Origin of the sequence: Acinetobacter lwoffii, assembly GCF_022809915.1 — a bacterium.
Classification (GTDB): domain Bacteria; phylum Pseudomonadota; class Gammaproteobacteria; order Pseudomonadales; family Moraxellaceae; genus Acinetobacter; species Acinetobacter lwoffii_M.
In genome coordinates this window covers 192,952-207,514 of the sequence record NZ_JALGQY010000001.1, presented here as the reverse complement: position 1 = coordinate 207,514, position 14,563 = coordinate 192,952, and the positions used below count along the sequence as shown (strand labels likewise).

General features: G+C 43.4%; 14 protein-coding genes and 1 pseudogene. 5 read left to right on the top strand and 10 right to left on the bottom strand.

Features of this window, described 5'->3' with window-relative positions; genetic code table 11:
- Positions 1-2: 2 nt before the first annotated feature.
- The 7 genes and pseudogenes from tnpC to MTX11_RS00965 form a co-directional block, all read right to left on the bottom strand.
- Positions 3-1,670, bottom strand: a complete 1,668-nt coding sequence (gene tnpC / locus MTX11_RS00990; protein ID WP_243474155.1) for an IS66 family transposase — start codon at positions 1,668-1,670, stop codon at positions 3-5.
- Between the two features lie 74 nt (positions 1,671-1,744).
- The gene (tnpB, locus tag MTX11_RS00985; RefSeq protein ID WP_243474154.1) at positions 1,745-2,080 is read right to left on the bottom strand and encodes an IS66 family insertion sequence element accessory protein TnpB; all 336 of its coding nucleotides are present in this window, start codon (positions 2,078-2,080) and stop codon (positions 1,745-1,747) included.
- Positions 2,077-2,463: an IS66-like element accessory protein TnpA gene (gene tnpA / locus MTX11_RS00980; protein WP_243474153.1), complete on the bottom strand. Its 387-nt coding sequence runs from the start codon at positions 2,461-2,463 to the stop codon at positions 2,077-2,079. Before tnpA ends, tnpB begins: the two co-directional genes overlap by 4 nt.
- 60 nt (positions 2,464-2,523) lie before the next feature.
- Positions 2,524-2,634 (bottom strand): annotated as a pseudogene (locus tag MTX11_RS16585) (hypothetical protein); the annotation flags it as partial.
- Between the two features lie 264 nt (positions 2,635-2,898).
- The gene (locus MTX11_RS00975; protein ID WP_243474152.1) at positions 2,899-3,348 is read right to left on the bottom strand and encodes a hypothetical protein; all 450 of its coding nucleotides are present in this window, start codon (positions 3,346-3,348) and stop codon (positions 2,899-2,901) included.
- A gap of 214 nt (positions 3,349-3,562) precedes the next feature.
- Complete coding sequence (locus MTX11_RS00970; RefSeq protein WP_243474197.1) at positions 3,563-3,940, bottom strand: hypothetical protein; 378 nt, start codon at positions 3,938-3,940, stop codon at positions 3,563-3,565.
- Positions 3,941-4,081: 141 nt separating this feature from the next.
- Positions 4,082-5,491 carry an FAD-binding oxidoreductase gene (locus MTX11_RS00965; RefSeq protein WP_243474151.1) on the bottom strand — a complete coding sequence of 470 codons (1,410 nt, stop codon included), beginning with the start codon at positions 5,489-5,491 and terminating at the stop codon, positions 4,082-4,084.
- A gap of 354 nt (positions 5,492-5,845) precedes the next feature.
- On the opposite strand from MTX11_RS00965, the gene serA reads away from it, so the two are divergent.
- The 3 genes from serA to MTX11_RS00950 all read left to right on the top strand — a co-directional run bounded on the left by serA (position 5,846) and on the right by MTX11_RS00950 (position 9,204).
- Complete coding sequence (gene serA / locus MTX11_RS00960; protein ID WP_004732371.1) at positions 5,846-7,078, top strand: phosphoglycerate dehydrogenase; 1,233 nt, start codon at positions 5,846-5,848, stop codon at positions 7,076-7,078.
- A gap of 125 nt (positions 7,079-7,203) precedes the next feature.
- Positions 7,204-8,085 (top strand): EamA family transporter, encoded by an 882-nt coding sequence (locus MTX11_RS00955; protein ID WP_180086833.1) that lies wholly within the window; start codon positions 7,204-7,206, stop codon positions 8,083-8,085.
- 240 nt (positions 8,086-8,325) lie between these two features.
- On the top strand, positions 8,326-9,204 hold the full coding sequence (locus MTX11_RS00950; RefSeq protein ID WP_243474150.1) for an EamA family transporter: 879 nt from the start codon (positions 8,326-8,328) through the stop codon (positions 9,202-9,204).
- Between the two features lie 410 nt (positions 9,205-9,614).
- Here MTX11_RS00950 and MTX11_RS00945 read toward each other — a convergent pair whose 3' ends face one another.
- From MTX11_RS00945 to truB, 3 genes are all read right to left on the bottom strand, one after another.
- A complete protein-coding gene (locus MTX11_RS00945; RefSeq protein WP_243474149.1) occupies positions 9,615-10,082 on the bottom strand; it encodes a hemerythrin domain-containing protein in 468 nt (155 codons plus the stop codon).
- 134 nt (positions 10,083-10,216) lie between these two features.
- Positions 10,217-10,981, bottom strand: a complete 765-nt coding sequence (locus MTX11_RS00940) for a sulfite exporter TauE/SafE family protein (protein ID WP_243474148.1) — start codon at positions 10,979-10,981, stop codon at positions 10,217-10,219.
- Between the two features lie 12 nt (positions 10,982-10,993).
- On the bottom strand, positions 10,994-11,899 hold the full coding sequence (truB, locus tag MTX11_RS00935; protein ID WP_243474147.1) for a tRNA pseudouridine(55) synthase TruB: 906 nt from the start codon (positions 11,897-11,899) through the stop codon (positions 10,994-10,996).
- A 181-nt stretch (positions 11,900-12,080) separates the two neighbouring features.
- Between truB and MTX11_RS00930 the strand changes: the two genes are divergently transcribed.
- Positions 12,081-13,109, top strand: a complete 1,029-nt coding sequence (locus MTX11_RS00930; protein WP_243474146.1) for a lipase secretion chaperone — start codon at positions 12,081-12,083, stop codon at positions 13,107-13,109.
- A gap of 390 nt (positions 13,110-13,499) precedes the next feature.
- Positions 13,500-14,510: an esterase/lipase family protein gene (locus MTX11_RS00925; RefSeq protein ID WP_243474145.1), complete on the top strand. Its 1,011-nt coding sequence runs from the start codon at positions 13,500-13,502 to the stop codon at positions 14,508-14,510.
- The last annotated feature ends 53 nt before the right edge of the window (positions 14,511-14,563 follow it).

Genomic DNA, 14,563 nt, shown 5'->3' with positions numbered 1-14,563 from the left:
TTTTAATTCGGTTCAGGTTTCCAGCGGTGTGGTAGCAATTCTTCAATCTGAGTCACTTTATGTGTCGGCAACCTTTTCAGCACATCACTTAAATAGGCATAGGGATCCAGCCCATTCAGCTTTGCTGATTGGATTAATGTCATAATATTGGCTGCTCGCTGACCGCTGCGCAGCGAACCTGCAAATAACCAGTTCTTACGTCCCAACGCCCAGGGGCGCATCTGGTTTTCCACCCAGTTATTGCAAATCGGTAGATTGCCATCATCCAGATAGCGGCTTAAAGCTGGCCAACGCTTCAGAGTGTAATTGATCGCCTTGGCGGTTGGAGAACTCGATGGCACAGTCAGTTGATGTTGGTTGAGCCATTCATACAGTTGTTGCATCACCGGTTGACTATGCTGTTGTCGGTATTCGCGGCGCTGTTCTGCTGTACCATCGGTCTTTTTCCTGAGTTCTGCTTCTATGGCATACAGTTTCTGAATCAGCACTAATGCCTGTTCAGCGACCTGACTTTTTTTGGTCACATGCAGTTCATGGAATTTACGACGCGCATGCGCCATGCAGCCCACCTCAATGACCTGACCTGATTTAAAGCGTGCTTTATAACCGCTGTAATCATCACAGACCAGATGGCCCTGCCAGTCTTTCAGGAACGCTTCAGCATGCTGACCTGAACGACTATCCTGAAAGTCATAGATCACGGCTTGAACTGGATTGTACTGTGTAGTGGCATAGGCCCAGACATAACCTTTCTTCGGTTTTTTATCATTCTCACCCATCCGCATGATGGTGACCGGCGTTTCATCGGCATGGATCACCCGCTGTTGCAGCACCACCTGTTTTAAGGCATTGGCCAGAGGTTCCAGTTCCACACCGCAGCGACCAATCCAGTCAGATAACGTGGATCTGGACAGATCAATGCCAGCCCGCTGATAGATCAGGCGCTGACGGTACAGCGGCAAATGATCGGCATACTTCGATACCAGCACATGGCTGAGCAGTTCAGGACTGGCAATACCTTTATCAATCACATAGGCGGGCATCGCTTGCTGAGTCAGGGTGTCGCACTGATCACAGACCCATTTGCCACGTACATGCTGTTCCTTATAGAACTGTGCCGGTCTGAAATGCAGTTTTTCACTGATATCTTCGCCGATACGACGTAACTGGCAGCCACAACTGCATTGGGTTGATGCAGGTTCATGCTCAATACGGATGGTGTGTAGATGATCTGGCAGCAGTCGACGTTTAGGTTTGTTGACTGTGGCTTTCTGTGTCGCTGCATGGGTTTTATCTGCATTTAATCGTTCTAATTCCAGATCAACGGCTGCGATATCTTCTTCGACCGCTTCGTCCCATAGATGGATTTGTTTTGCGGTGAGATGTTCGTTTTTACTGCCGAATTTATGCTGTTTAAACAGCGCCAGTTCATGCTCGTATTTTTGATTGAGAATAGAAAGATGCTGAACTTTAGAATCTAATTGCTGATTGGTGACTTCAAGATGTTGAACTTTGGCATCTAATTGTTGATTTGATACTTCCAGATGTTGAACTTGAGCATCTAATTGTTGTTTATCTTCTGCGAGTTGTTGATGCTGCATCGCCAACTGCCGGGTGAATTCCAGCAGTTGTTCATGGGTCAGTTGGCTTAAATCTGGCAGCGTATTCATGACCGCAGTATGCCTGAGGTCATGAGAAGAATGAAATAGAACGTTTGGAGGATGGCAGAATAGCCGAGCTTGGTTTAGAGCATCGTGACCACCTGCTGTCGTCCAATGCGCTGCCAAGGCAAACCCTGGATCAGTGCCTGTAACTGTTCCGGGTTGAGAGCTACGCTTTCACCCTGGTGAACTTTAGCCCAGTGAAATTTGCCCTGTTCCAAACGCCGGGCACACAGCCAGATGCCCAGTCCATCATGTACCAACACTTTCATACGATGACCACGTTTATTACAGAACAGGTAGGCGCAATGCGGTTTGATGTAGCCAAAGGCTCTCACCACCTGAGCCATGACAGTATCCATTCCTGCTCGCATATCCATGGGCTGGGTAGAGAGCCAAATTTCATTGATACGGATCATGTTGCAAGTGCCTTGAGTAATTCTGCCAAGGCAGGTATTTCTGATATCTGCCATTTCAAGCCAATTTCTTCTGCTTTTGAGTGGGGTAAAGTAATTTGAACTTTTAACATGTCAGTAGGAGTAGGATCTAATGGTGCAGAGCAAGATAAGGCAATAAATGCAGGTTTATTCGGTAGTGGTGAGCGATCACTCCCTGGCTTAGCATCAATTAAGCGAATCCATTTGGATACAAGATTTGTATTCAATCCATGTTGCAAAGCGACTGAAGCAATTGAAACGTCCGGTGCTTTACAAGCCTGAACGATCTGCTGTTTAAATTCAGCACTGTATGTTCTTCGTTTTTTCGCAAGAGATGCGATGGATGTCTGATGATTTGTAGTCATAAATTTAAGTCCCCACTTGTTTCTAAGTGGGGACTAAATTAAGGCTTATAGGATGAATTCAGAAGGTGTGTTCAGCGGACGCTTACTATAGACTGAGAATTCAAATAGGACCAGTGCCAGCGGGAACATGAGTGTGGCACGGGTCAGTTTTTGGGTTTGGATTTTTTGCATGGGAGTTTTTATTGTCAGTCTGCCCGTTTTAACAGACTGAACTTTGTCTAAAATAGAAAGAAGAAATTTTAGCAGAGTCCTGTTTTTAAGTCCGTTCTCTTTTTTAATGACCTAATCAAAATATTATTTTTGCTTTTAGCGACTTGAAACCAAATTATCTAATTCATAAAAATTATTGAAAAGCCGTGAAATGAAAAGTGCTTATAATCATTACAAATCAAGGGAGGATACATTATTCATCTATATTCTAATAATTTATAAAAATCAAATAGACTCTACTGAATTCCACTCTTGAAACCATTTTTCTTTTCTAACATTTTCAAAATGAAGAATTTGTTCTACCAATTCTATAATTAGTTGATCAATATCTTTTGCTATTGAATATCCTAGCGTTATTTTTGAAATACTCCCACTTTTTAATTGGTCACTACAGTCTAATCTAGAGGAATGATAGTTAGCCCTATCCATGATAAATTGATCAATATAATTAACATGTCCTTCTGTTGAAAAATGATCTTGAGGAAAAAATCTTACTAAGCTTAGCCAACAGAATCTTAAAAACCAGATTAAGTCTTCATTACCTTTCATCATATTAAGAGTGATTCCGCTATCCCAATTGATATGACAGTTTAAATACACTTCTCTTTTCAAATTAGGTAAAGAAAAAATAAAATTTTGATCTGCCTCTAGTTCACTATCTTTCTCACGATACAATAATTTTTCTCGTAGGATTTTTTCTGATTTTCTTTTATCCTAGTTGGTATAAAACCTATTTAGATAGAATAAATAAGAGTGAAGCTAAAAATCCTCCAATTACGCCAATTGTAGCGGCTAATATATTTGAGTCCATTAACTCCCCCTTCCCAAAACAAAAAAGCGCATCCTTAGATACGCTTTTAACCAAAAACTGCCTAAAGATCAAACACTATTATGGACAGACCGCTTTCTGGAAAGTCTTGGTATTTGAACCTCTTGCACAACGATACAACTTCTCGGTGTTTTCCAGCATCCAGCTGTTATCTTCCCGTTTAAAATAATAAATGGTCTGTACCGAATGTACCGAATCATCCATTAAACCGGTTTCAGTGACTTTGACCTGTCCAATCTTGGGCGACTCTACCTTGTCAAAGAACTGCCGTAATTCAACCGTTGCCAGTTCCTTGCGTAAATCCGGTCTTAATTGTAAAACCTGTTCCAAAGGCGTGTCCGAAGACGACTGTACCTTTGCAATGACCTGTTGAGCAGTTGCACAGCCTGAACCCAATATACCAAAAGCGAGAGTTGCGACTGCCAATATCCGGAACATATTATTTAACCCTTTATCGTCATTCTTATTCCAACCCATCATGCCGAGCTTCTTACTACAAAACCATTTAGACTCTGTAACTGTATTTACACAGCAATAAAAAAGCGCACCTTTCGATGCGCTTTTTTCAATTCCAACCGATTAAAGATCGAAAAGTTTACCCGGGTTCATGATGCCATTTGGATCGAACACTTTTTTCAGGGCTTTCATATATTCAATTTCTTCCGCAGAACGTGAATATTCAAGATATGGCTTTTTGGTCATGCCCACACCATGTTCCGCAGAAATTGAACCGTCATATTTTTTCACGGTATCAAAGACATACTTGTTCACGACCTGACATTTGGCAAAGAATTCATCTTTAGACAAATCAGTAGGTTTCAAGATGTTCAGGTGCAAGTTACCGTCACCGATATGACCGAACCAGCAGATTTCAAAGTCTGGGTAATTCGCCGACACAATTGCATCAATTTCTTTAATGAATGCAGGAACGTGCGTGATCAGAACGGAAATGTCATTTTTGTATGGAATAAATGGCGCGATAGATTCAGAAATGTCTTCACGCAAACGCCATAAGCTTTCCACTTGATCAAGGCTTTGGCTCATCACGCCGTCCAGCACCCAACCTTGTTCCATGCAGTGCTCGAAGATTTCCATCGCCTTGTCCATAATCGGCTCAAACGGCGCTTCAAACTCAAGCAATACATAAAATGGGCATTCAGTTTCAAATGGACGCTGCACATGACCATGGGCCAAGACTTTTTGCATTGCCAGTTCACCAAAAAACTCAAATGCGGTTAAATCAATTTTCGCCTGGAAAGCATGCAATAACGGCATGATCGCATCAAAGTCAGGCACACCCAGTACCATTACTTGCAGGTCTTGCGGTTGACGTTCAAGCTTGATTTCCGCTTCAGTCACCAGACCCAGCGTGCCTTCACCACCAATAAATAAATGCTGAAGTGCATAACCAGTAGCATTCTTGATCATGCCCTTGTTCAGACGCAATACATCGCCCTTACCTGTGACAACCGTCAGGCCAAGCACCCAGTTACGTGTCATGCCGTATTTAATCACTTTAATGCCGCCAGCATTGGTACCGATGTTACCGCCAATTTGCGATGAACCTGCCGAAGCAAAGTCAACTGGGTAATACATGCCCTGCTCTTCAGCATAGTTCTGTAACTGTTCAGTCACCACACCTGCCTGTACGCGCACCATACGATCTGCCGGGAAAAACTCCAGAATCTGGTTCATCTTGTCCATGCTGACCACGATCTCGCCATTGGCTGCGACTGCACCTGCAGAAAGACCGGTACGACCACCCGATGGAGTCACTGCAACATTAAATTGGTTCGCCAGTTTTACGATGTCTTGAACTTGCTCAGTTGACGACGGAAAAACGACGACTGACGGGTTTGGATCAAAGTGCTTCGTATGATCGCGACCCCAATTCTGGAGGCTGTCCGTATCGGTTTTAATACGGTTTTCACCCACAATTGCAGTCAATTGGGTCAATAACTCAGGGGTTAAAGCGACTGGAGCATTCATCGTTTGCAGACCTAGCATGATTTAAACAAGAGAGACTTCGCTGGTTCATTTGCACATTTTTTATGCATAAAAACATGGATACAAATCAGGCGAAACATGGTTATTAAAGCACCGGATCACGCTGCTTTAAAAGCATGGCGCAATATTATAAGCTATTTTTTGGTGTTTCCCGCGAAAAATGACAATTTTGATAATATACCTTTGAAAATGCAGATTTAAATCAAACACCATGATCATTATTATCAATATATCTTGCCAGAATAGCTGATGTGAGCGTCATTAAGGAAATGTATAACCGCCCCATTCCTGTGCTATCATACCGCGACTAAATTTGGCCTTTGTAGCGGAGCCGTAATGAGCCAACATCTTTCTCTACCTAAAGATAAAATCCGTTTCTTGTTGTTAGAAGGCGTTCACCAGAATGCAATCGACACTCTAAATGCTGCTGGATATACCAATATCGACTATCGTAAAACTGCGCTTGAGGGTGAAGCGTTGAAAGAAGCGATCAAAGATGCTCACTTCGTCGGTATTCGTTCCCGTACTCAACTGACTGAAGAAGTCTTTGAAGCTGCGAACAAACTGATTGCTGTCGGTTGTTTCTGTATCGGTACCAACCAGGTGAACCTGGATGCAGCAATGCGTCGCGGTATTCCAGTCTTTAACGCACCTTACTCAAATACGCGTTCAGTCGCTGAACTTGTACTTGCTGAAGCTATTCTTCTTCTACGCCGTGTACCTGAAAAATCAGCAGACACTCACACAGGCGGCTGGAACAAATCTGCAGTTGGTTCGTTCGAAACACGTGGTAAAACTTTAGGTATCGTAGGTTACGGTTCAATCGGTTCACAACTTTCTGTACTTGCTGAAAGCATGGGTATGAAAGTGATCTATTTCGATACAGTGACTAAATTGCCTTTAGGTAATGCACGTCAAGTCGGTAGCTTGGGCGAACTTTTGGCAAATGCCGATGTGGTTTCTCTACACGTTCCTGATGTTCCGTCTACACGTAACTTCATGACCAAAGATCAGTTCGCGCAAATGAAAGAAGGTTCAATCTTCATCAACGCGGCACGTGGTACCTGTGTCGTGATCGAAGACCTGGCAGATGCGATCAAATCTGGTCACATTGCTGGTGCTGCGGTAGATGTATTCCCGAAAGAGCCTAAAGCAAACGGTGAAGAATTTGTTTCTCCACTGCGTAACCTGCCAAACGTAATTCTGACTCCACACGTAGGCGGTTCTACGATGGAAGCGCAAGCGAACATCGGTCTGGAAGTAGCTGAGAAATTCGTGGCTTATTCTGACAAGGGTATGACTTTATCTGCGGTGAATTTCCCAGAAATCGCATTGCCGTTGACTGAAGGCAAACACCGTTTACTGCACATCCACCAAAATATTCCGGGCGTGTTGTCTAAAATCAACAACCTGTTTGCTGAACAAGGCATCAACATCTCTGGCCAGTCACTGATGACTAAAGGCGATGTCGGTTACCTGGTGATGGATGTCGATGCTGCTGCATCTCATGAAGCACTTGATATGCTTTCTAATGTTGAAGGTACAATCCGCGCACGCGTATTGTTCTAATTCAAGATTTCAAAAAAACCACAGCTCTCGGGCTGTGGTTTTTTGTTTTTAAGGTTTGTATTTTTAATACCTTTTTCAGCTTATGCTGCTCTTCCGCTATTCGAGAAATCGAAACCTATTTAGTCATGCTGAATTTTAAAATTGCACCAATGGTGCAAGCGCCGCTGATTCTGTTGATCGCCATGATCAGTATGCAAAGCAGTGGCTCCTTTGCCAAATATCTGTTCGGTCAGTTTCCCATCCTGACCGTTTCAGCCATGCGTCTGCTGTTAGGCGCTATGATTTTGGCACTGATTTTTAAAATTTGGCGAATCCATTTCAGACAGATCAAGTGGCCAGCCATTATCAGTTATGGCATTGCTCTGGCCGGCATGAACCTCTTGTTTTACCTGTCGATTGATCGCCTGCCGCTGGGAATTGCTGTCTCTTTTGAATTTATTGGCCCCTTAAGTGTTGCCCTGTTTTATGCGCGGCAAAAATTCGACTTTGTCTGGGTCGGTCTGGCGATTCTGGGCCTGGTTCTGCTATTCCCTTTTGATCAGGCTGCCCAGCCGCTTGACCCGATCGGGATTGCATTTGCCCTAGGTGCCGGTGCTTGCTGGGCCTTATATATCGTTGCCGGCCAAAGACCTTCAGGCGTTTCTGGCAATCATACTGTATGCTTGGGAATGTTTGTCGGTATGCTGGTTTTGATGCCGATTGCGCTCTTTGCAGGCATGCCGGCACATACTTTTGAACCGATGAGTTTGCTGTATTTTGTGGCTTTGGCAGTACTGGCCAGTGCCCTGCCTTTCACTCTGGAAATGATCGCACTGCGTAATTTAAGCGCACTCAGTTTCGGCACCTTGATGAGTCTGGAACCCGCTATTGCCGCGCTGTCAGGTTTTGTATTCTTGGGGGAAACCTTGTTGTGGACGCAGTGGCTGGCATTGGCCACGATTATCAGTGCTTCAGTGGGTTGTACGGTGACCAGTCAAAGAAGAAAAAATACAGTTGAGCACTTTTAAATTTAAAATTCGTTATAAGAAATACTACTCACTTTGAATTTAAAAAAATATTAGCTGGAAAAGCCTACTCAAAGTCGATAAATTCAGTCTAATACTCTTCTAAGATCAAAATTTTCTCTTTTTAAAAGTAACTTTAAATTTAAAATTATTTCCACCCCTACTCATTAAAAATTAACCGTTTTGCTATAATCCCGCTTTCTTCCATGTCCTGATTACACCTTTCTGGTGTAAGTAACTCCCATGCCAAACGCCCAACTCCTTGCTGTGTTGTACATGGTTTTATCCATGATGTCGTACCAGATCAGTGCATCCTTCGCCAAGCAACTTTTTCTGGTCCTTGACCCTATCACAGTGACCATTTTAAGACTCTGTTTTGCAGCGATCATTGTCGGCGTGATGTTTCGTTCCTGGAAAATCATTCAGCGTTTGCCTTTTTTGAAATGGCGGGATTTACTCTGCTATAGCGTCGCTTTAGGGGTCATGAATATTTTATTCTATTTGTCTCTAGGAAGATTACCGCAGGGAATTGCAGTCGGTCTGGAGTTTATTGGTCCTTTAGGTCTGGCCCTGCTCTCGATCAAACATCATAGTGATTATATTTGGGTATTGATGGCCATTTTAGGCATTGCGTTAATGGTGCCATGGGGACAGGCCAATAGCAGTAATTTCGACCTGCTCGGCGCCGCCTGTGCTTTAGGTGCGGGTTTATGCTGGGCACTGTATATTTTCTTTGGCCAACGTGTGGTGCAGCAAAATATCGGCATGCATGCACTGACTATTGCGATCAGTATCTCGGCTTTGTGTCTGCTACCTATCGGTCTCTACAACAACACGCCCGCATTGATTGATACGCAACATTGGGGCAAGGCAATTAGCATTGCTGTACTGGCAACAGCCATTCCTTATGCTCTGGATTTAAAGGCACTTCAGCATTTGAATAAAACCAGCTATGGTACCCTGTCCAGCCTGTCTCCGGCTTTGGCTGCACTGGCCGGTTTTGTACTATTAGGCGAAAAAATTACGCTTCTTCAGACCGTGGCACTGATCTGTATCATGCTGGCATCAGTCGGCGTGACTGTACGTGCCGCCCGTCAAGGATCGGGAGAAAAGAATACCTAAAAGGCTTATTGGAATTTGAACAACTAAATATATCTCATCATTAATCTCTTCACTTTATCCCTTCGATATAACTAAAAAAATAGATGAATGGATAAAAATCTCATATCTCCAGATAAAAAGATGATCAGATGCCCTAGTTGCAATAAAGAGATTTTTGATACGCGAGTGTGGCAAGGATGCCACATGTTACCCATCACGACAGGACGTCGTGTATGGGTAACAAAAGACTTTTGCCTACTTTGGGTCTTTCCAAAGTAGGGAGATTGCCTACACAAAAGCATTTAAATTTTTAAGAAATGAGGCTGTACAATCATCTTCTTAAGCTAAACATGCATAACGATTAACTCAAACATCTAATTTGAGTTATAAGTTATGGAAAAGTAGCTAATCAAATGTCATCTTTTCGATGTTTAGTTTTGTACCAGCATATCTTTTTTCATGTCTTTATAACGCTGGTATTCATTCTTGTACTGCACTGCTAAAGCGGTCTTCTGCTCTTCACCCAGAATTTTACCGGCCTGCTGGAAGAAACCATGTTCCTCTTCTTTTAAGTGATGATGCACTTTTTCGGAAAGTTTTTTGGCCATGGCAATCCAGCCTGGATTACTCAATTCAGTTACAGTTAATTCCTCGATCATTTCGTCCATTTCATGATGTTCAGCTAAAGCATGGCGGGTAATATTCAGGCCTGAATCAGTCATCATCAAGGGGATATAAAAATAACGATCTTCCGCAGCCTCATGGGCAAATAATTCATTTTTCAGTTGCTTGAACAGCTCGCGGCGTTCTGCTGTATCCCCGGAAGTCTGTAATAGTTTTTCTGCAAGATCACGCTGAATCTCATGACTCTCTCTTAATGCTTCAAAAATAGTCGTCATTCCGATATTTCTCCGATTGTTTTATTTTTCATATCATTGATTCTAGGAGATTTTCAGAACAGGTTCAGACGCAGTTTATAAAGTGATTTGTTAAGAAACTTTAATATCGAGAATGATTTACATCGGGTTTATATCTATATAAACATCTGGTATGCCATTCGGAAAATCAGCAGACTGACCAGAATCAGGAATAAAATCCGGATAAAGCCACTGCCATATTTAAATGCCAAACGCACCCCTACCAAGGAACCACAAATATTGGCCATCGCCATCATTGCCCCGACCATAAACAGCACATTGCCACTGGGGATAAAAAAACTTAAGGCGGCCAGGTTGGTGGTGAAATTGGCAATTTTCGATAAGGCAGATGCATGCAGGAAGTCGACGCTTAAATAGCGAATAAAAAAGAAAATAAAAAAACTGCCAGTGCCCGGACCAAAGATACCATCATAAAAGCCTATCGCCAGACTGCCCAAAGCGGCCAGAATCAGCATTTTCCGATTCAGTTTTTGTTCAGTATGCACTTGGCCAAACTGTTTTTTCATTAAGGTATAGATTGCGATCACGATCAACATGACCAGTACAAAAGGCTTAAGAATCTCGACTGGAATTAGTGTAACGCTGGCTGCACCAATAAAAGAACTGACAAAACTACACAGTGCAATCACGCTCAGGAGCAACCAGGGCAGTTTTACCTGACGCAGATAGGAAAATGCCGCAGAAGCGGTGCCACAAATGGAGGCGAGTTTATTGGTGCCAAAGACCGTAGCAGGCTGTAAATGCGGTAAACTCCCCATAATTGCCGGGATCTGGATCAGACCACCACCGCCCACGGCAGCGTCAATAGCCCCTGCAAAAAATGCAAAGACAACCAGACTGATGATGATCTCAATTTCCATATATTGACTCGATTAGAGATTCAGGACACGTTTAGGTACTAGACGTTTTTTGTCGGTAATTTCAGCTAGACCCAGACATTTGTCACCATCAAAAACCAGCACCTGTTCAGCTGCTTCATGTTCGATATTGCTTTCCATGCCGCGGCTAAAATATTCTGCACGACCTTCGGGTACCTGCACTTTTGGAAAATGATCAACTGGTGCATAGGCTGGCAACAACAGTGCATCACGCTCTGCTTCGCTCAGGCTTTCCAGATATTCAATGGTATAACTTGGAATCAAATCAAAATGGCCGGTTTTGATGCGGTGCAGATAAGTCAGGTGACCATAAGTTCCCAGCGCTTTGGCAATATCTTCGCCCAATACCCGGATATAAGTGCCTTTAGAACAGGTAATATCCAGCGTGATACTGTTTTCCGTAAAGGATAAAAGCTCAATCGCTAAAATGGTAATCGGACGTGCTTCACGTTCAATCTCGATGCCTTTACGCGCCAGTTCGTATAAAGGACGACCCTCCTTTTTCAAGGCAGAATACATCGGCGGCACTTGCTGGATATCCCCGATAAACCGTGCCAATGTGTCCTGAATCAAGGCTTCCGAGAGTTCAGGAACTGCTTTTTCCAGAAGCACCTCACCTTCCACATCGCCCGTGGTGGTGCTATGTCCCAAAAATACGGTCGTCTGATAACGCTTGACCGAATCTAATAAATAATGCGAAAACTTGGTCGCCTCCCCCAAACACACGGGCAATAAACCAGATGCCAGCGGATCCAGCGCACCAGTATGGCCGGCTTTTTGTGCACGGTACAACCAGCGGACTCTTTGCAATGCGGCATTAGAACTGATACCCAAAGGCTTATTGAGCAGGAAGACACCACTAAGATGACGACGCTGAATTTTAGGAGATGATGCTTTCATGGCAAAAAATCAGACATTTTATAAATTGGCGCCATGGTAAAACCCTGCGAGAGGATTTACAACTTTTCTATAGTCTCTAATGATTTTTATGGCATATTGAGCCGGTTTCAACAACTAAACGCTTTTAAAAAGCTTAAACCTCTAAAAATAATGAAATAACGAGAAAATAGGTGCATAGGATATGCAGAAATATAAAATATGGATCATTCTGGCGTTGCTGGTGTTATGCATTCTCACGCTGATCTTATGGCTGTCCCCAAAAGAAAATACTCAAACAGATACTGGGACAAAAATGCCTTTAACTGAAACTCAGGCAGAGCAAACCGCACTCTTGGTCAATGGCCCTGCCAATGCTTCCTTCCCCAGTGCCAGCCAGCGAGATACTGAAATTAATTGTCAGATGCAGTTAGATACCAGCAATCGTCTGATCGTGAATGAACAGACCCGCAACTGTTTTGAATATTTTATTACCCAGTTTGGTGAAAAAAATCTGCAGCAGATCCAGCAGGATTTTAAAGCCTATATTCGTCAGAATCATAAAGAACCGGCACTCTCGCAAATTCTGGATTTATGGGATCGTTATATCCAGTATCGTCAGGGTTTGGGCCAGCTCACTGCACCGGCCGGGCTGAATCAGGAAGATCCTGCCTATTATCGGAGCATCTATAACAGTACCCAGAATTTTCGCCAGCAGTACTTTTCCAAGTATGAAATTGAAGGCTTGTTTGGCACAGAAGATGCCTATCATGAATATACCCTGGACCGGATGAGTGTATTGGCAGACAAAAGCTTGACTGAGACTGAAAAAGCCCAAAAGCTCAAAGCACTGTTTCAGCAGCTCCCGCAGGACTGGCAGGAAAACCTGGAACAACTGAATAAACTGGAAGATCTGCGCAAACTCACCGCAGATATTAAAGCCCGTGGCGGTTCCCGTGATGAAATCCGGCAGATGCGGATTAATCTGGTCGGTGCTGAAGCGACACAGCGTCTGGAACAACTGGATGTACAACGCAGCGACTGGAAAAACCGGGTGACGGGCTATTTAGATGAACGGGATCAGATTACCCAGTCTGGCATGTCAGATACCGCCAAACAGCAAGCCATTGCCCAGCTGCGCAGTAAACATTTTAATACACCGCAAGAACAGCTGCGGGTTGAAACATTTGAACAGGTTCATGATCAGGGAGCCAAGCTACCCTTTGCTGACTAAGCCTAAAAGCCATCACCTGTTGATGGCTTTTTTATAAATGCCCTTTTGATAACTTTATATTTTTTCTCAAAATGATCTTTTATAGTTGTTTCCAAATATTTCGTATTTACACAAAATAACTTAGACAAAGTTTAATGATTTCAAAGACTTTTTATTTAAATACATCTGTTAATAAAACATATATTTACAATGTAAATCCCTCCTGTCCTGCATGTCCCCAAATGACATGGTTTTAGACCTCTGAAGTGAAAAAATACCGCTTCTTCAAAAGAAAAATTGCTCAGCCACTGAAGGCCGAAACTGTATTTTCATCGTCTGATTTGTGGCTTGCAACACTCTACAAAAAGCAATGATTGCTTGAATAACGATAAAATTTAAAAAGGGACAGCTATGTATACTTTCAGCAAGACAGCCCAGTTACTGACTGTGGCTTTAGCGACCACTCTGGGATTCAGTTTTTCTGCACAGACTCAGGCTGCAGCGAGTGCAACACAAGTCATCGAAAAGAGCCGGTCTGACTATGCCAAGACCCAATATCCCATCCTGATGGTACATGGCTGGTTAGGCTGGTCACGTATTGGCACCGATAGTATCGGGCTGGATTACTGGTATCAGATTCTGCCGGATATGGCACGTAATGGCTCAACCGTCTTTGCGGCACAATTATCGCCGGCAAATACAACGATGCATCGCGGAGAACAACTAATCCATCAGGTTGAAGAGGTTCTGGCAATTACCGGAAAGCAAAAACTGAACTTGATTGGCCATTCCCATGGTGGACCAACAGTGCTGTATGTTGCAGCGACCCAGCCGCAGTATATCGCCTCTATTACCGGCGTTGCAGGAACCTACCATGGCTCCAAAGTGGCAGATGATATTCAGAACAATAGCCTGACGCGTACCGCCTTTAACATTTTAGGTGATTATATTATTGGTCCATTGATTGCACTGGGTCAGTTTAAGCCTGAACTGGAAATTGATTTTGATGCTTCCATGAAATCCCTGAGCCAGACTGGTTCAAATACTTTTAATGCCACAGTGGCACAGCAGGTGGTCAAAGATGGCGTATTGGCTTCTACAGAAAACTGCAATAAAAATTTAAAACAGAAAGATAGTAAAGGCATTCATTATTATTCATGGACGGGTGTGGCCCAAGCCACCAATGCCCTGGATATTGATACGATCCTGATGCAGCTCGGCCCTTTATCTTATGGCAGTAAAGACAATGATGGCATGGTATCACGTTGTAGCGCTTTCATGGGCAAGGTCATTCATGACCAGTACAAACTCAATCATACTGACCTGGCCAATATGATGTTTGGTCTGAAAGGCGTGTTTGCACCCGATCCGGTCGCCCTCTATCGCCAGCATGCCAACCGACTCAAATTAGAAGGTTTATAACGCCAGGGTGCCTATATTTCAGCTGAAATATAGGCTTTTTTCTGGTTCTTTTC